The 16,993-nt window shown below is 69.5% G+C and carries 15 protein-coding genes and 1 pseudogene; 2 read left to right on the forward strand and 14 right to left on the reverse strand.

What is annotated here, in order from left to right; translation table 11 throughout:
* Positions 1-3: 3 nt before the first annotated feature.
* Positions 4-759: an ABC transporter permease gene (locus tag G6N10_RS10100; protein ID WP_085092555.1), complete on the reverse strand. Its 756-nt coding sequence runs from the start codon at positions 757-759 to the stop codon at positions 4-6.
* Between the two features lie 41 nt (positions 760-800).
* Between G6N10_RS10100 and G6N10_RS10105 the strand changes: the two genes are divergently transcribed.
* Entirely contained in the window at positions 801-1,160 is a 360-nt protein-coding gene (locus tag G6N10_RS10105; protein ID WP_085092556.1) for a hypothetical protein, read from the forward strand.
* 200 nt (positions 1,161-1,360) lie between these two features.
* Here G6N10_RS10105 and glmS read toward each other — a convergent pair whose 3' ends face one another.
* Complete coding sequence (glmS, locus tag G6N10_RS10110; protein WP_085092586.1) at positions 1,361-3,229, reverse strand: glutamine--fructose-6-phosphate transaminase (isomerizing); 1,869 nt, start codon at positions 3,227-3,229, stop codon at positions 1,361-1,363.
* Positions 3,230-3,295: 66 nt separating this feature from the next.
* On the opposite strand from glmS, the gene G6N10_RS10115 reads away from it, so the two are divergent.
* Positions 3,296-4,138: a dienelactone hydrolase family protein gene (locus G6N10_RS10115; protein ID WP_085092587.1), complete on the forward strand. Its 843-nt coding sequence runs from the start codon at positions 3,296-3,298 to the stop codon at positions 4,136-4,138.
* A 10-nt stretch (positions 4,139-4,148) separates the two neighbouring features.
* On the opposite strand, the gene G6N10_RS10120 is transcribed toward G6N10_RS10115, so the two are convergent.
* The 12 genes and pseudogenes from G6N10_RS10120 to exaC (G6N10_RS10175) all read right to left on the reverse strand — a co-directional run bounded on the left by G6N10_RS10120 (position 4,149) and on the right by exaC (G6N10_RS10175) (position 16,969).
* Entirely contained in the window at positions 4,149-5,489 is a 1,341-nt protein-coding gene (locus G6N10_RS10120; protein ID WP_085092557.1) for a hypothetical protein, read from the reverse strand.
* Positions 5,490-5,492: 3 nt separating this feature from the next.
* Entirely contained in the window at positions 5,493-5,798 is a 306-nt protein-coding gene (locus G6N10_RS10125; RefSeq protein ID WP_085092558.1) for a hypothetical protein, read from the reverse strand.
* A gap of 38 nt (positions 5,799-5,836) precedes the next feature.
* A complete protein-coding gene (gene glmM / locus G6N10_RS10130; protein WP_085092588.1) occupies positions 5,837-7,168 on the reverse strand; it encodes a phosphoglucosamine mutase in 1,332 nt (443 codons plus the stop codon).
* Between the two features lie 88 nt (positions 7,169-7,256).
* Positions 7,257-7,733: a 30S ribosomal protein S9 gene (rpsI, locus tag G6N10_RS10135; protein WP_407663977.1), complete on the reverse strand. Its 477-nt coding sequence runs from the start codon at positions 7,731-7,733 to the stop codon at positions 7,257-7,259.
* Positions 7,730-8,173 (reverse strand): 50S ribosomal protein L13, encoded by a 444-nt coding sequence (gene rplM / locus G6N10_RS10140; protein WP_085092559.1) that lies wholly within the window; start codon positions 8,171-8,173, stop codon positions 7,730-7,732. The genes rpsI and rplM overlap by 4 nt, the downstream gene beginning before the upstream one ends.
* A gap of 120 nt (positions 8,174-8,293) precedes the next feature.
* On the reverse strand, positions 8,294-9,034 hold the full coding sequence (locus G6N10_RS10145) for a 5'-methylthioadenosine/adenosylhomocysteine nucleosidase (protein ID WP_085092560.1): 741 nt from the start codon (positions 9,032-9,034) through the stop codon (positions 8,294-8,296).
* 30 nt (positions 9,035-9,064) lie between these two features.
* Entirely contained in the window at positions 9,065-10,108 is a 1,044-nt protein-coding gene (adhP, locus tag G6N10_RS10150; protein ID WP_085092590.1) for an alcohol dehydrogenase AdhP, read from the reverse strand.
* A 53-nt stretch (positions 10,109-10,161) separates the two neighbouring features.
* Positions 10,162-11,682 carry an acetaldehyde dehydrogenase ExaC gene (gene exaC / locus G6N10_RS10155; RefSeq protein WP_163742377.1) on the reverse strand — a complete coding sequence of 507 codons (1,521 nt, stop codon included), beginning with the start codon at positions 11,680-11,682 and terminating at the stop codon, positions 10,162-10,164.
* A 52-nt stretch (positions 11,683-11,734) separates the two neighbouring features.
* Entirely contained in the window at positions 11,735-12,532 is a 798-nt protein-coding gene (gene eutC, locus G6N10_RS10160; RefSeq protein ID WP_085092561.1) for an ethanolamine ammonia-lyase subunit EutC, read from the reverse strand.
* Positions 12,522-13,940, reverse strand: a complete 1,419-nt coding sequence (locus G6N10_RS10165; RefSeq protein ID WP_085092562.1) for an ethanolamine ammonia-lyase subunit EutB — start codon at positions 13,938-13,940, stop codon at positions 12,522-12,524. The genes eutC and G6N10_RS10165 overlap by 11 nt, the downstream gene beginning before the upstream one ends.
* The gene (gene eat, locus G6N10_RS10170) at positions 13,937-15,385 is read right to left on the reverse strand and encodes an ethanolamine permease (RefSeq protein WP_085092563.1); all 1,449 of its coding nucleotides are present in this window, start codon (positions 15,383-15,385) and stop codon (positions 13,937-13,939) included. The genes G6N10_RS10165 and eat overlap by 4 nt, the downstream gene beginning before the upstream one ends.
* Before the next feature lie 62 nt (positions 15,386-15,447).
* Positions 15,448-16,969, reverse strand: a pseudogene (exaC, locus tag G6N10_RS10175) (acetaldehyde dehydrogenase ExaC).
* Between the last annotated feature and the right edge of the window lie 24 nt (positions 16,970-16,993).

The following is a 16,993-nucleotide window of genomic DNA, read 5'->3' on the forward strand; positions in this document are numbered from 1 at the left end:
GGATCAGCCCCGGCGTGCCGGGTCGGGCCTGACGAGCCGGCCGTGCGCGACCAGCTCGATGGTCACCGCGACCGCGCAGCTCTGCGCCAGCAGCAGCCCGACCAGCACCAGCACCTGAACGGCGCCGGCCTGGGCGGCCGACCCGGTGCTCAACAACACCCCGACAAAGGCGCCCGGCAGGGTGACCAGCCCGGCGGTTCGCGCCTGATCCACGCTCGGCAGCAGCGCATCCGGAGCCGACTCCCGGATGACCAGCAGCCGCGCCTCGCGCTCCAGGAACCCCAGGCTCAGCGCCGCCTCCACCTCTCCCACGCCGGTACCCAGCGCGTCCAGCGCCCGGCGGGCCGCCAGGCTGACCGCGGTCATGGTGCCGCCCAACAGGATTCCGGTGATCGGCACCAGCGCGACGCCGGTCAGCGGCACCAGGTCGGTGACCAGCAGCAGCGGCAGCACCGATGCCAGCCCGAGCGCAATCGGCGCCGCCAACCACCAGGAGCCGCGCGCGGCCCTGCTGCGCCGCGCCGCCGTCGCCGCGGCCACGCTGAACATCACCAGCAGAATCAGCAGCGACGACCACAGCCGCGCCATCGCGGCCGTCAACACCACCGCCACCGCCGCCAGCTGCACCGCGGCCCGCACCGAGGCGCTCGGCACCACCCACCATGGCCCCAGGTCGGCCAGCCGGTAGACCAGCGCCGCCAGCAGCGCCAGCACCGCGCAGACCACCAGCAGGGTCGGCCCGAGCACCGTGGACGTCATCGGTTCAGTGTCCGCCACGGCGCGGCCGCTATGGTTGCGGCATGGCGAGGAACCTTCGGTGGCTGTTCGCGGCGGCGCTGGTGGCGCCGTACGGGCTGATCTCCCCGATGCTGCCGACAGCGACCGCCGACAACCCGATCCCGATCTGCCCGCCGAATCAGGTGTCCGGCTTCGACGGCAATCAGTGCACGCCGCAGCCCTGCCAGCCGCCGTTTCAGCAGGGCATGATGCCGCCGTGCATCATGCCGATCACCCAGGTCTGCCCGCCGGGAATGGTGTCGTACTACAACGGCTCGCCGTGCACCCCGCAGCCCTGCACCCCGCCGTACGCCCCGGGAATACCGCCGTGCTTCATGCCGCCGCCGACGATCGGGCCCAACGGCATGCCGGGGATGGGCTGAGTCACCGCGCGATCACGCCCGGGTCTGCACAGATGTCCGCTGGGAGCGGACTCATCTGGATAATCCACTTGGACCCCTGAATTTCACCCCATTTGTGCAGGCTCCGCCGCGGACTCCTACTCGACGGCATCCCCGCGCCGATCCGCGCCACGGACTCCTGCGCTGGGGCTCCTCCGTCGCCCCGCTCCGTCGCCCGCGCGCTACTCGACGGTGACGCTCTTGGCCAGGTTCCGCGGCTTGTCGACGTCGTAGCCGCGGGCCCGGGCCACCGAGGCCGCGAAGACCTGCAGCGGGATGGTCGCCAGCAACGGCTGCAGCAGCGTCGACACCGCGGGCAGCTCGATCAGGTGGTCGGCGTACGGGCGCACCGTCTCGTCGCCCTCCTCGGCGATGACGATGGTGACCGCGCCGCGGGCCTGGATCTCGCGGATGTTGCTAAGCAGCTTGGAGTGCAGCAGCGGCGCGCCCTTGGGCGAGGGCATCACCACGATCACCGGCAGATCGTCCTCGATCAGCGCGATCGGGCCGTGCTTGAGCTCGCCGGCGGCGAACCCCTCGGCGTGCATGTAGGCCAGCTCCTTGAGCTTGAGCGCACCCTCCAGCGCCACCGGGTAACCGACGTGCCGCCCCAGGAACAGCACCGTCGGGGACGCGGCGAAGCGCTGGGCCAGCTCGGTGACCGGATCCATCCGGTCGATCACCCGCCCGACGAGGTCGGGCATCGCCTCCAGCTCGCGGTACTCGCGGGCCACCTCGTCGGGGTACTTGGTGCCGCGGGCCTGGGCCAGCGCCAGCCCGACCAGGTACGCCGCCACGATCTGGGCGAGGAAGGTCTTGGTGGCCGCGACGCCGATCTCCGGCCCGGCCCGGGTGTAGAGCACCGCGTCGCACTCCCGCGGGATCTGGCTGCCGTTGGTGTTGCAGATCGCCAGCACCTTGGCCTTCTGATCCTTGGCGTGCCGGACGGCCTCCAGGGTGTCGGCGGTCTCGCCGGACTGCGACACCGCCACCACCAGGGTGCCGCGGTCCAGCACCGGGTCCCGGTAGCGGAACTCGCTGGCCAACTCGACCTCGACCGGCAGCCGGGTCCAATGCTCGATGGCGTACTTGGCGACCAGACCCGCGTGGTAGGCGGTCCCGCAGGCCACCACGAACACCTTGTCGATGTCGCGCAGTTCCTGATCGGAGAGCCGCTGCTCGTCGAGGATCACCCGGTTGTCGGCGAAGTGCCCCAGCAGGGTGTCGCCGACGGCGGCCGGCTGCTCGGCGATCTCCTTGAGCATGAAGTAGTCGAAGCCGCCCTTCTGCGCGGCCGACAGGTCCCAGTCGATGTGAAACAGCCGGGACCGGTCCGAGGAGTCGTTGCCGTCGAAGTCCAGGATCTCGGCGCCGTCGGCGCGCAGCACCACGGCGGTGTCCTGGCCGAGTTCGATGGCGTCGCGGGTGTGCTCGATGAACGCCGCCACGTCCGAGCCGATGAACATCTCCCCGTCTCCGACCCCGACCACCAGCGGGGTGGACCGCCGCGCGGCCACGATGGTGCCGGGATCGTCGGCGCTGGCGAAGACCAGGGTGAAGTGGCCCTCCAGCCGGCGCAGCACCGCCAGCACCGAGGCGACGAAGTCCCCGGCGGTCTCCCCGGTGCGGTAGGCGCGGGCGACCAGGTGCACGGCCACCTCGGTGTCGGTGTCGCTGGAGAACTCGACGCCGTCGTCCTCCAGTTCGGCGCGCAGCGGCGCGAAGTTCTCGATGATGCCGTTGTGCACGACGGCGAACCGGCCGGAGGCGTCCCGATGCGGGTGGGCGTTGCGGTCGGTGGGCCGGCCGTGGGTGGCCCAGCGGGTGTGCCCGACACCGGTGGTACCCGCCAGTTCCGCCGGATCGGTGCCGGCCAGCTCCTCCTCCAGGTTGGCCAGCCGACCGGCGCGACGCCGCACCACCAGACCCTGCTCGGGGTCCACCAGGGCCAGGCCCGAGGAGTCATAACCGCGGTATTCCATCCGGCGCAGCGCATCGACGACGATGCCACAGGCCGGTCTGGGCCCGACGTAGCCGACGATTCCGCACATGACTGACCAGGGTAGTGCAGAGTCCCACATCACCCGCTGTCGCCGACGGTGAGCTAGGTTCATCGGGTGGCCAGACCCAAGGGACTCCTCGCCCGGCTCACCCACCGCGGACCGCACCGCATTCTGCGCGGTGACCTGGCCTTTGCCGGTGTTCCGGGGATCGTGTACACCCCGGAATCCGGCTTCGGACTGCCCGGGCTGGCCTTCGGCCACGATTGGATCACACCCGTCGCCGGATACGCCGGACTGCTCGAACATCTGGCGTCCTGGGGCATCGTGGCGGCCGCACCGGCGACCGAGACCGGGCCGGTGCCCTCGGTGCTGAACCTGGCGCACGACCTGGGCAGCACCCTGGACATCATCTGCGGGGTGCGGCTCGGTCCCGGAAAGATCAGCGTCGACCCGGCCAAGCTGGCCGCGGCCGGGCACGGTTTCGGCGCATCGGCGGCGGTGTTCGCCACCGCCGGGCTCGGGTCCCGGCTGCGCACCGCGGCCGCCGTCTTCCCGTCGGTGACCAAGCCCGACGCGGTCGCCCCGGCGGCGACGCTGCGGACCCCGGGCGTGGTGTTCGGCGCGCCGGGCGACGAGCTCAGCATCACCGCGAACTCGCTGCAGCTGGCGGCGGCCTGGCCGGGCGCGACGCTGCGGATCGTCGACAAAGCCGCGCCGGGTGGGCTGGCGTCGGGACGACGGCTGCACCGGTTCGCCGGGCTGCCGGGCACCGACCGGCGGACCCAGAGCGCCGTCCGCGGCCTGCTGACCGGCTACCTGCTCTACACCCTGACCGGCGACAAGCAGTACCGGACGTTCGCCGACGCCGAGGCCGAACTGCCCAAGACCTCCGCCCCGGCACCCGAGCTGGCGCCGGCCGGGCCGGAGGAGAAGTTCGTCGCGCTGCTGCGCGGCTGAATCCCGCAGTTCAGGCGCCCACCTGGGGCAGCGCGTCGGCAGCGATCTCACAGGGGGTGGCCGGCGGGTCGGCGGTAACCTCCGGCTCCGCGAGCACGGGCTCGGCGGCGGATTCGGGGTCTGCGGCGTCGGGGTCTGCGGGCTCGGAGTCATCGGCGTCGGGGTCTTCAGGATCGGCGTCATCGGGGCCGGGGTCATCGGCGTCTTCGGGCTCAGCGTCTTCAGGCTCAGCGTCTTCGGGCTCAGCTTCTTCGGGCTCAGCTTCTTCGGGCTCAGCGTCTTCGGGCTCAGCTTCGTTGGCGTCGGGGCCCGGTTCATCGACGGGGCCGACATCTTCGAGTGCCCCGAAATCGGGGCTGCCGGACTCCGGGACGCCGAAGTCGGGGATGCCCAAATCCGGGATGCCCAATCCGGGTAGCGGGGACCCACCGGAGCCCGCCGGGCTCGGCGGCGCGGCAAAACCCGGATCCGGGGCGGGCGGCGGAACCGCGGCCGCCGCGGGAACCGTTGCCGGAGGCGTTGTGGGAGCCGTTGTGGGTGGCGGAACCGGCTCGGCGCCGAGCGGCGGTGCGCCGAGCGGCTCACCGGGCGGCGGGGCACCGGCTGCCGAGCCCGCCGGCGGCGCCATCCCCGGGCCGGCCAGAGCCATCGGCGGAGGCGGCACCAGGTCGCCGGGCACCTCAAAAAATGCCGGCGGCGCGGCGGCCAGCTCGGCCGCCGCGCCGCGGCAGGCCTCGTCGACCGCGCCCAGCGCGGTCCGCATCGCCGACAGCCACTCGCCGCAAACATGCTGGACAACAAAGGGTTTGACCTCGTCGTCGACGGTCCGCAGCACCGCTTCGTCGGTGCCGCCGGCGATCACGGCAGCGCTCGCGGCCCGCCAGTCGGCGCGCCGCCCGGCGGCCGCGCCCAGCACCGCCGCCACCGCGGACACCTTCGCGTCCACCGCCTCCCACAGTCGGTCCCGCAGCCCGCCGTAGCAGCGCAGCGCACCGCGCAACCGACCGCACACCAGCTCGGCCGCGGCCAGGTGCCGGTCCAGGAAACCCTGGGCGGCGCCGCCGGAACCACCGGCCCACGCCGCGGCCAGTGCCCGGCGCTGCTCGCCGCCGTCGCGCAGCGCCTCGGCGGCCCGCTCCCCCAGCGCGCGCAGCGTCGCGCAATCGGCGTCCAATGCGGCCAGGTCCAGGCCGTCCTCGGTGGCGTACCAGTCCCGGACCTGGCCCGGATGCAGGGTCAGATCGGGATGCTGGAACCCGCGCAGGTGCGCGGCCCACACGTATCCGCCGATCTCCTCGATCGCTTCGCGGCCCTCGGCCAGCCGGGCCGCGACGTCGTAGCGGGCGGCCACGGCTCAGCGCAGTCCGGCCGCGGCGGCGGCCTCGGCGTCGCGATACCGCCGCGCCCCGCAGGACAGTCCGGCCCCGATCTCGGCGGCCGCCAGCGCCCAGGCGGCCAGCTCCGCGGCCAGCGGGTCGACGGCCCGGCGTACCCCCTGGCCCGCCGCCAGATGTGCGCGGCCGGCCGTCACACCGTCAAACAGCAGGCGCGACAAACCATTTCGCCCGCACTCGGCGAGCCCAGCGGCCAGCGCGTTGAACCGCCCGGCCACCGCGTCGACCGCGGCAAGGTCAACCGATGTCCCGGCGGGAATTCCCATACCCGCTTTTGACGCGGCGAACCCGCCGGCGGTTCCCCTCAGCCGTGCGCGGCGACGGCGTCGGCCACCCGCCGCGCCAGCCGGTCGGCGGTGTCGGCATCGGCGGCCTCGACCATCACCCGGACCAGCGGTTCGGTGCCCGAGGGCCGCAGCAGGATCCGGCCGGTGTCGCCGAGCTCGGCCACCGCGGCGGCCACCGCCGCAGCCACCTCGGGGGCGGCCGCGACCGTCGCCTTGTCCGCGACGGCCACGTTGATCAGGATCTGCGGCAGGGTCCGCATTGCGGCGGCCAACTGCGCCAGCGAACGGCCGGTGGCCGCCATCCGCGACATCAGCCGCAGCCCGGTGACGATGCCGTCGCCGGTGGTGCCGAATGCCGGCAGCACGATGTGCCCGGACTGCTCACCGCCGAGGCTGAAGCCGCCGCGCAGTTCCTCCAGCACGTAGCGGTCACCGACCGCGGTGGTGCGGACCTCGATGCCGGCCTCGCGCATCGCCAGGTGCAGGCCCAGGTTGCTCATCACGGTGGCCACCAGGGTGTTCGACGCCAGCTCGGCGGATTCGGCCATCGCCAGGGCCAGCACCACCATGATGTGGTCACCGTCGACGATGTTGCCCTCGGCGTCCACCGCCAGGCAGCGGTCCGCGTCGCCGTCGTGGGCCAGGCCCAGATCGGCGCCGTGCGCCGCGACGGCGGCCCGCACCACGTCCAGATGGGTGGAGCCGCAGCCGTCGTTGATGTTCAGCCCGTCCGGCTCGGCGTTGATCGCCAGCACCGTTGCCCCCGCCGCCCGGTAGGCGGCCGGCGCGGCCGCCGACGCGGCGCCGTGCGCGCAGTCCACCACCACCGTCAGCCCGTCCAGCGGCGCGGTGGCCGCCTTGCCGACGTGGCGCAGGTAGCGGTCCAGCGCGTCGGGGGCCTCCAGCACCCGGCCGAGGCCGGCCCCGACCGGACGCTCTCCGGGGCCCGCGGCGTAGAGCTCCTCGATCCGGTCCTCGGTGTCGTCGTCGAGCTTGTGGCCGCCGGGGCCGAAGAATTTGATGCCGTTGTCGGGCATCGGGTTGTGCGAGGCGGAGATCATCACGCCAAGGTCGGCGTCGTAGCCGCCGGTCAGGTAGGCGACCGCCGGGGTGGGCAGCACGCCGACCCGCAGCACGTCGACGCCCTCGCTGGTCAGCCCGGCGATCACCGCGGCCTCCAGCATTTCGCCGCTGGCCCGCGGGTCGCGCCCGACGACGGCGGTGCGGCGCCGGCGCTCGCCGACGCACAATCGGCGGGCGGCCGCCGAGCTCAGTCCCAGTGCCAGTTCCGCGGTCAGCTCGCGGTTGGCGAGGCCTCGCACGCCGTCGGTGCCGAACAGTCGGGCCACCACCGCCCCTTTCGCTCAAGGTTTGCGATACACCGCGGGCGGGCGTGCCAGACTGCGGCACGCCCGCCCGTGGAGACAGACAGGTCGATCAGCGCTTGCTGTACTGCGGCGCCTTACGGGCCTTCTTCAGGCCGTACTTCTTACGCTCGGTGGCACGCGGGTCACGAGTCAGGAAGCCGGCCTTCTTCAGCGCCGGACGGTCCTCGGGCGACACCAGGATCAGCGCCCGGGCGATGGCCAGCCGCAGCGCGCCGGCCTGGCCGGACGGGCCGCCACCATCGAGGTGGGCGTAGATGTCGAAGCTCTCCAGCCGATCCACGGTGACCAGCGGGGCCTTGATCAGCTGCTGGTGCACCTTGTTCGGGAAGTAGTTCTCCAGGGTGCGGCCGTCCAGCTCGAACTTGCCGGTGCCGGGCACCAGGCGGACGCGGACGACGGCCTCCTTGCGGCGGCCGACGGTCTGGATCGGACGGTCGATGTAGACCGGCTCACGCGGGGTGGACACCTCAACGGTCTCGGGGGTCTCGACGACCTCCACGACCTCGGTGGTTTCGATCTCGGTCACTGGCTCACCTGCTTGATCTCGTAGACCTGGGGCTGCTGGGCCGCGTGCGGGTGGTTGGGGCCCGCGTAGACCTTCAGCTTCTTCTGGACCTGCCGGGACAGCTTGTTGTGCGGCAGCATCCCGACGATCGCGTTCTCCACGACCCGGGTCGGGTGCTTCTCCAGCAGCTCACCGATGGTGCGCTTGCGCAGGCCGCCGGGGTAACCGGAGTGGCTGTAGGCAAACTTCTTGGTGAGCTTGTTGCCCGACAGGGCAATCTTCTCGGCATTGATGATGATGACGAAGTCACCCTCATCGGTGTTCGGCGTGAATGTCGGCTTGCCCTTGCCGCGCAGCAAATCCGCTGCGGTGACGGCAAGGCGGCCGAGCACCACGTCGGTGGCGTCGATGACGTACCACGCACGCGTGGTGTCACCCGCCTTCGGCGTGTATGTAGGCACAGATCTACCTCTCCGGTTATTCCAGATGCCGGTCAACAGGTGCGATGTGGACAATCCCGGCGACCGACATTGACCCGGGTCCAACAGCCCGAGAACGGGCACGCACACCAGCGCAGGAGCTTACCGGCCGTCGTCACCGCTGGTCAAAACCACCGGCAGCACGCTGCGCAGGATCGCCGCCGAGGTGCGCGCAACCGCGGCCCCGAACGCGGCGAAGTCCCGGATCGAATCCCGGCCGGCCAGGTCCGACAACGCCCGGATGACCAGCCAGCGCACCCCGAAGCTCTCGCAGACCTGGGCCAGCGCGCCGCCCTCCATCTCGATGGCCGCGCCGGTGAACTCGGCGTGCAACCGGTTGCGGGTGTCCTCGCAGTGCAGGTACTGGTCGCCGGTCAGCACGGTGTCGTAGACGACGCGGGCGTCCAGCCGCACCCCGGACAGCGCCTCGCGGACCCGGGCCAGCAGCTGCGGGTCGGTGTCGTAGCCCAGCCGGTCGGTCGGGTTGAAGAACTCGACGTGCCCGGGCTGGTAGACCCGCAGCCGGCCGTCCTCGATCCGCCCGGCGTCGCATTGGATGACGCGGTCGGCGATCACCACGTCGCCGACGTTCAGGTCCGGCCGCAGGCCGCCGGCCACCCCGGTGAACACCACCGCGCGGGCGCCGAACCGTTCGATCAGCAGGGTGGCCACCACCGCGGTGTTGACCTTGCCCATCCCGGCGCCCACCAGCACCACCCGGTGCCCGTCGAGGGTGCCCTCGACGAACCGGGTGTGCGCGATGTCGGTGTGCGTTTCGGCGATCAGCGCGGCGCTGAGGGCGGCCAGTTCGGACTCGATGGCGCAGATCAGGCCGATGGTCACCGCGCCGAGTGTAGGTCAGCGCGGGGCCGGCTACCGGTAGTCGATGACGACGCGGCCGTCGATCTCACCGCGCTTCATCCGGTCGAACACCTCGTTGATGTCCTCGAGCGCCGCCGTCTCGACGATCGGGTGGATCAGCCCGCGGGCATAGAAGTCCAGCGCCTCGACCATGTCCTGCCGGGTGCCGACGATCGACCCCCGAATGGTCAGTCCCTTGAGCACGATGTCGAAGATCGGCGCCGGGAAGTCGCCCGGCGGCAGGCCGTTGAACACGATGGTGCCGCCGCGGCGGGCCAGCCCGATGGCTTGGCCGAAGGCCTGCGGATGCACCGCGGTGACCAGCACCCCGTGCACGCCGCCGGTGGCCTGCTGCACCTCGGCGATGACATCGGCGGTCCTGGCGTTCACCGTGACCTCGGCGCCCAGCCGAGTGGCCAGGGCCAGCTTGGCGTCGTCGATGTCGATGGCCACCACCCGCAGCCCCATCGCCCGGGCGTATTGCACGGCAACGTGTCCCAGGCCGCCGACACCGGATATCGCCACCCACTGGCCGGGCCGGGTGTCGGTGACCTTCAGGCCCTTGTAGACCGTCACGCCGGCGCACAGGATCGGCGCCACCTCGACCAGATCGACGCCGTCGGGGATCCGCGCCGCATAGGCCGCGTTGACCAGCATGTAGCTGCCGAAACTGCCGTCCACCGAGTAGCCGCCGTTGCGCTGCTTTTCGCACAGCGTCTCCCAGCCGGTGCGGCAGTACTCGCAGGTGCCGCACGCCGACCACAGCCAGGCGTTGCCGACCTTGTCGCCGACCGCGAGGTCCTCGACGCCCGGCCCGAGCGCGACGACGGTGCCGCAACCCTCGTGACCGGGGATGAACGGCGGGCTGGGTTTGACCGGCCAGTCACCTTGCGCCGCATGCAGATCGGTGTGGCACACGCCGGAGGTCTCCAGTTTGACCAACGCCTCGCCCGGGCCGGGGGTTGGCAGTTCGGTCTCCGAAACCTGCAGCGGCGCACCGAATTCGGTGACGACGGCGGCGCGCATCGCGGCCGAGGGATCCAGGGTCTGTGTCATGATCGTCTCCAAGTCTTGTTGTTCGGGGGATTCGTGATTGGTCGGCGCCGGCTTCAGAAGAAGCCCTGGCCCTTGGCCGCGTAGGACACCAACAGGTTCTTGGTCTGCTGGTAGTGATCGAGCATCATCAGGTGGTTCTCCCGACCGATACCGGACTGCTTATAACCACCGAACGCCGCATGCGCCGGATACTGGTGATACGTGTTCGTCCACACCCGACCCGCCTTGATATCCCGGCCCGCCCGATACGCCAACGCGCCATCGCGACTCCACACCCCCGCCCCCAACCCATACGGCGTGTCATTGGCAATCCGAATCGCCTCGTCATAATCGGCGAACGGCGTCACCGCCAACACCGGACCGAAAATCTCCTCCTGAAAAATCCGCATCCCGTTATCACCGGTGAACACCGTCGGCGTGATGTAGTAACCACCACCCAAATCACCACCCAGATCGGCCCGCTCACCACCGGTCACCAACCGAGCACCCTCACTCTTACCGATCTCGATATACGACAAGATCTTGTCCAACTGCTCCTTGGACGCCTGCGCACCGATCATCGTGTCGGTGTCCAACGGATCACCCTGACGAATCTCCTTCGTCCGGATCTCCGCCAAACCCAAAATCATCAAAATACCGGCCTGAATCAACGACCGCGACGGACACGTACACACCTCCCCCTGATTCAACGCGAACATCGCAAACCCCTCCAACGCCTTGTCACAGAAGTCATCACTGGCCGCCATCACATCGGCAAAGAAAATGTTCGGACTCTTCCCACCGAGCTCCAACGTCACCGGAATCAGATTCTCGGTGGCATACCCCATGATCAACCGGCCCGTACCGGTCTCCCCGGTGAACGCAATCTTCGAAATCCGCGGACTCGACGCCAACGGCTTACCGGCCTCCACCCCAAAACCATTGACCACGTTGACCACCCCGGCCGGCAACAAATCCCCAATGATCTCCATCAGGAACAACACCGACACCGGCGTCTGCTCAGCCGGCTTCAGCACAATCGCATTCCCCGCCGCCAACGCCGGCGCCAACTTCCACACCGCCATCAAAATCGGGAAATTCCACGGAATGATCTGCCCCACCACCCCCAACGGCTCGTGAAAGTGATACGCGACAGTGTCCTCATCGATCTGACTCAACGACCCCTGCTGCGCCCGAATCGCCCCCGCAAAATACCGAAAATGATCCACCGCCAACGGAATATCGGCGTTCAACGTCTCCCGGATCGGCTTACCGTTATCCCACGACTCCGCAAGAGCAATCGCCTCCAGATGCTGCTCCATCCGATCAGCAATCCGATTCAACACCAACGCCCGCTGTGCCGGCGACGTCCTACCCCACCCCGGCGCCGCCGCATGCGCAGCATCCAGCGCCAGCTCCACATCCTCAGCACCAGAACGAGCAACCTCACAAAACACCTCACCGGTCACCGGACTGCGATTCTCGAAATACCGGCCCCCCACCGGAGCCACCCACCCCCCACCAATGAAATTCTCATAACGCGACTTAAACGACATCGCCGCACCCTCAGCGCCCGGTCGCGAATAAACAGTCATCACAGCCTCCAGAATGTGTTGTTGATCACACCCTAGGAGTTGCCGGGTTGCATCACCGTTGCAGCGGTGGACCCGTCAGACCGGGGCGCGAGGTGTCCTTGAGGTCCACCCCGGAGCGGCCCAGTTCCCGCGCCCCGGCGACCAGACCGGCGGCGATCCGGGCCGCCTCGGCGTAGCCGAGCCCGTCGGGCGGGTGGATGTTGGAGATGCAATTGCGGTCGGCGTCGGACAGTCCGACTCGGGGCCGGTGGGTCAGGTAGATGCCCAGGCTGTCGGCGACCGACAGGCCGGGGCGTTCGCCGATGATGACCAGCACGGTGTCGAATCCGGCTCGGGCGCCGATGTGGTCGCCGAGGCCGACGCGGGCCTGGGTGGCGATCACCGGCGGCGCCAACCGGTGCCGCGGGCCGAGCGCGGCGACCAGTTCGGCCAGCAGCGCTGCGCCGTGCCGCGCCAGGGCGCGCGGGCTCAACCCGTCGGCGAGCACGAACCCGACGTCCCAGTGCCCGTCGGGCAGCGCCATCGGCTCGGCGGGCAGCCGGCCCAGGTCGGGGCGGCGCAGGTAGTCGGCGCGGGTACCGGCGCGGCTGGCCACCACCAGCGGCTCGCCGATGCCGACGCCGGCGACCCCGGCGGCCAGTGCCGCGACATCGAGCGGTTCGTGCACGGCGTCGCGGGCCGCGGCGTGCGCGGCGGCCAGTTCCAGCACGTCGCGGGTGCGCAGCGAGTTGCCGGCCCGGCCCAGCCCGATCCGGGCCGCGGTGCCGTCCCGCAGTTCGACCCAGAAGTCCTGAACCGCAGCATCATTGGGCGCCGCAGCATCATTGGGCGCCGCAGCATCATTGGGCACGGTGGCCTCCGGCGATCGCGCGCAGCGGTGAGTGGGCCAGGTCCAGCGGGGTGAGCCGGCCGGTGTCGTCGACCATGCCGACGCCGCGCAGCCAGTCCTCGAACTCCGGGGCGGGACGCAGCCCGAAGGTGCGCCGGGTGACCAGGGCGTCGTGGAAGGACAGGCTTTGGTAGCCGAGCATCACGTCGTCGGCGCCGGGCACCGTGATGACGAACGCCACCCCGGCGGCGGCCAGCAGGTTCAGCAGCACGTCCATGTCGTTCTGGTCGGCCTCGGCGTGGTTGGTGTAGCAGACGTCCACCCCCATCGGCAGGCCGAGCAGCTTGCCGCAGAAGTGGTCCTCCAGCCCGGCGCGGATGATCTGCCTGCCGTCGTAGAGGTACTCCGGTCCGATGAACCCGACGACGGTGTTGACCAGCAGCGGTTGCAGGTCCCGGGCCACCGCGTAGCCGCGGGCCTCCAGGGTCTGCTGGTCGACCGGTTTACCGTCGGTGCCCAGGTGGGTGCCCGAGCTCAGCGCCGAGCCCTGCCCGGTCTCCAGGTACATCACGTTGCTGCCGACGGTGCCGCGGTGCAGCGACCGGGCCGCGTCGTTGCCCTCCCGCAGCAGCGCCAGGTCCACCCCGAACGCCCGGTTGGCGGCCTCGGTGCCGGCCACCGACTGGAACACCAGGTCCACCGGGGCGCCCGCCTCGATCAGGCCGATGGTGGTGGTGATGTGCGAGAGCACGCAGGACTGGGCGGGGATGGCGAAGCGCTGCCGAATGTCGTCGAGCAGGTGCAGCAGGTCCGCGGTGGCCCGCGGCGAGTCGGTGGCCGGGTTGATCCCGATGACGGCGTCGCCGCAGCCCAGCAGCAGCCCGTCGAGCACGGCGGCGGCGATGCCGCGCGGATCGTCGGTCGGGTGGTTGGGCTGCAGCCGGGTGGCCAGGGTGCCCGGCAGCCCGATGGTGGTGCGCAGCGCCGCGGTCACCCGCAGCGCCGCCGCCACCGCGATCAGGTCCTGGTTCCGCATGATCTTCGCGGTCGCGGCGACCATCTCCGGGGTCAGCCCGGGGGCCACCGCGGCGATCCGGGCCGCGCCGTCGTCGGCGGTGATGGTCTCCAGCAGCCAGTCCCGGAACCCGCCGACGCTGAGCTGCGCGATCGGCGCGAACGCCGCCCGGTCATGGCCGTCGATGATCAGCCGGGTGACCTCGTCGGTCTCGTACGGCACCACCAGCTCGGTCAGGAACACCTCCAGCGGCAGGTCGGCCAGCAGCCAGGCCGCCGCGGCGCGTTCGGCGTCGTGCTCGGCCGCGCAGCCGGCCAGCTGGTCGCCGGAGCGCAGCGGGGTGGCCTTGGCCATCAGCTCGACCAGCCCGTCGAAGGCGTAGTTCACCCCGCCCAGCTGCTGGTGGCGCCTCACTTGAGGTCGTCCTCCGCCGCCGCCAGCATGGCGAACTCCTCGTCGGGCGAGTTGGCCACCAGCCGATGGCGGCTGTACAGCGCGAAGTAGGCCATGAAGGCGGCGAACACCAGCAGGCACAGGCCGGCGGCGGTCGGGCTGACCAGGAAGGTCGCGATGACCGCGACGACGGCGACGGCCAGCGCGAAGCCGGTGGTGAGCACGCCACCCGGGGTGCGGTAGGGCCGGGGCATCTCCGGCTCGCGGATCCGCAGCACGATGTGGCTGACCATCATCAGCACGTAGCTCAGCGCGGCACCGAACACCGCCATGTTGAGGATCAGTTCGCCGTGCCCGGTCAGCGACAGCAGGAAGCCGATCGCGCCGGGCACGATCAGCGCCAGCGTCGGGGCCTTTCGCCGGTTGGTGATCGACAGCGTGGTGGGCAGGTAGCCGGCCCGCGACAACGCGAAGGTCTGCCGGGAGTAGGCGTAGATGATGGAGAAGAAGCTGGCGACCAGGCCGGCCAGCCCGATGTAGTTGACCAGTTTGGCCGCGATGCCCTGCCCGCCGAGCGCCTGCACCAGCGGATCGTCGACCCCCGACATGGCCTCGGCGCCGCCGGCGCCGGTGGTCAGCAGCAGCACCGTCACGCAGGTGACGATCAGCACCGCCATCGCGGCGATGATGCCGCGCGGCACGTTGCGCTCCGGGTTGGCGGTCTCCTCGGCGGCCAGCGGCACCCCCTCGACGGCCAGGAAGAACCAGATCGCGAACGGGATGGCCGCCCAAATGCCCAGGTAGCCGTGCGGCAGGAACGACGACGCCCCCGCCGCGGTGGCATCCGGCACGATGTTGGTCAGGTTGGCCGCGTCGAACCGCCCGATCGCGTTGACCGCGAAGACGACCAGTCCCAGCAGCGCGACGGCGGTGATCACGAACATCAGCCGCAGCGCCTCACCGACGCCGGCCAGGTGGATGCCGATGAAGATGACGAACGCCGCCAGGTAGATCCACCAGCCCTTGTCGATGCCGAACAGCCCGAGGGACTCCACGTAGCCGCCGATGAAGGTCGCGATCGCCGCCGGGGCGATCGAGTACTCGATCAGCACCGCGGTGCCGGTGGCGAAGCCGCCCCACGGCCCCAGCGCCCGGCGGGCGAAGGTGTAGCCGCCGCCGGCGGCCGGCAGCGCCGAGGACAGCTCGGCCAGCCCGAGCACCATGCAGAAGTACATCGCGGCGATGACGACGACGGCCAGCAGCAGGCCACCGAAGCCGCCCTCGGCCAGGCCGTAGTTCCAGCCCGAGTAGTCCCCGGAGATGACGTAGCTGACACCGAGGCCGGCCAGCAGCAGCCAGCCGGCACTGCCCTTGCGCAGCTGGCGCCTGCGCAGGTACTCGTCGCTCTCCAGATGCTCCTCGACGGTGAGGTCAAGGTGGTGTTCGTTTGACTGCGGATGCGACATGAGGGAACTCCTCAATTACCTTCGGGGAAGGCCCAATTCGTGATCGGACGGCGTCGGCCGAGTCAGAAGAAGCCCTGGCCCTTGGCAGCGTAGGACACCAACAGGTTCTTGGTCTGCTGGTAGTGATCGAGCATCATCAGGTGGTTCTCCCGACCGATACCGGACTGCTTATAACCACCGAACGCCGCATGCGCCGGATACTGGTGATACGTGTTCGTCCACACCCGACCCGCCTTGATATCCCGGCCCGCCCGATACGCCAACGCGCCATCGCGACTCCACACCCCCGCCCCCAACCCATACGGCGTGTCATTGGCAATCCGAATCGCCTCGTCATAATCGGCGAACGGCGTCACCGCCAACACCGGACCGAAAATCTCCTCCTGAAAAATCCGCATCCCGTTATCACCGGTGAACACCGTCGGCGTGATGTAGTAACCACCACCCAAATCACCACCCAGATCGGCCCGCTCACCACCGGTCACCAACCGAGCACCCTCACTCTTACCGATCTCGATATACGACAAGATCTTGTCCAACTGCTCCTTGGACGCCTGCGCACCGATCATCGTGTCGGTGTCCAACGGATCACCCTGACGAATCTCCTTCGTCCGGATCTCCGCCAAACCCAAAAAATCATCAAAAATACCGGCCTGAATCAACGACCGCGACGGACACGTACACACCTCCCCCTGATTCAACGCGAACATCGCAAACCCCTCCAACGCCTTGTCACAGAAGTCATCACTGGCCGCCATCACATCGGCAAAGAAAATGTTCGGACTCTTCCCACCGAGCTCCAACGTCACCGGAATCAGATTCTCGGTGGCATACCCCATGATCAACCGGCCCGTACCGGTCTCCCCGGTGAACGCAATCTTCGAAATCCGCGGACTCGACGCCAACGGCTTACCGGCCTCCACCCCAAAACCATTGACCACGTTGACCACCCCGGCCGGCAACAAATCCCCAATGATCTCCATCAGGAACAACACCGACACCGGCGTCTGCTCAGCCGGCTTCAGCACAATCGCATTCCCCGCCGCCAACGCCGGCGCCAACTTCCACACCGCCATCAAAATCGGGAAATTCCACGGAATGATCTGCCCCACCACCCCCAACGGCTCGTGAAAGTGATACGCGACAGTGTCCTCATCGATCTGACTCAACGACCCTGCTGCGCCCGAATCGCCCCGCAAAATACCGAAAATGATCCACCGCCAACGGAATATCGGCGTTCAACGTCTCCCGGATCGGCTTACCGTTATCCCACGACTCCGCAAGAGCAATCGCCTCCAGATGCTGCTCCATCCGATCAGCAATCCGATTCAACACCAACGCCCGCTGTGCCGGCGACGTCCTACCCCACCCCGGCGCCGCCGCATGCGCAGCATCCAGCGCCAGCTCCACATCCTCAGCACCAGAACGAGCAACCTCACAAAACACCTCACCGGTCACCGGACTGCGATTCTCGAAATACCGGCCCCCCACCGGAGCCACCCACCCCCCACCAATGAAATTCTCATAACGCGACTTAAACGACATCGCCGCACCCTCAGCGCCCGGTCGCGAATAAACAGTCATCACAGCCTCCAGAATGTGTTGGTC

Source organism: Mycolicibacterium fallax, from assembly GCF_010726955.1.
GTDB lineage: Bacteria > Actinomycetota > Actinomycetes > Mycobacteriales > Mycobacteriaceae > Mycobacterium > Mycobacterium fallax.

Coding starts and splice junctions, on each gene's coding strand:
- G6N10_RS10100 (WP_085092555.1), bottom strand. CDS start 759: ATGACGTCCACGGTGCTCGGGCCGACCCTGCTGGTGGTCTGCGCGGTG.
- G6N10_RS10105 (WP_085092556.1), top strand. CDS start 801: ATGGCGAGGAACCTTCGGTGGCTGTTCGCGGCGGCGCTGGTGGCGCCG.
- glmS (WP_085092586.1), bottom strand. CDS start 3,229: ATGTGCGGAATCGTCGGCTACGTCGGGCCCAGACCGGCCTGTGGCATC.
- G6N10_RS10125 (WP_085092558.1), bottom strand. CDS start 5,798: ATGGGAATTCCCGCCGGGACATCGGTTGACCTTGCCGCGGTCGACGCG.
- adhP (WP_085092590.1), bottom strand. CDS start 10,108: ATGACACAGACCCTGGATCCCTCGGCCGCGATGCGCGCCGCCGTCGTC.
- exaC (WP_163742377.1), bottom strand. CDS start 11,682: ATGACTGTTTATTCGCGACCGGGCGCTGAGGGTGCGGCGATGTCGTTT.
- eat (WP_085092563.1), bottom strand. CDS start 15,385: ATGTCGCATCCGCAGTCAAACGAACACCACCTTGACCTCACCGTCGAG.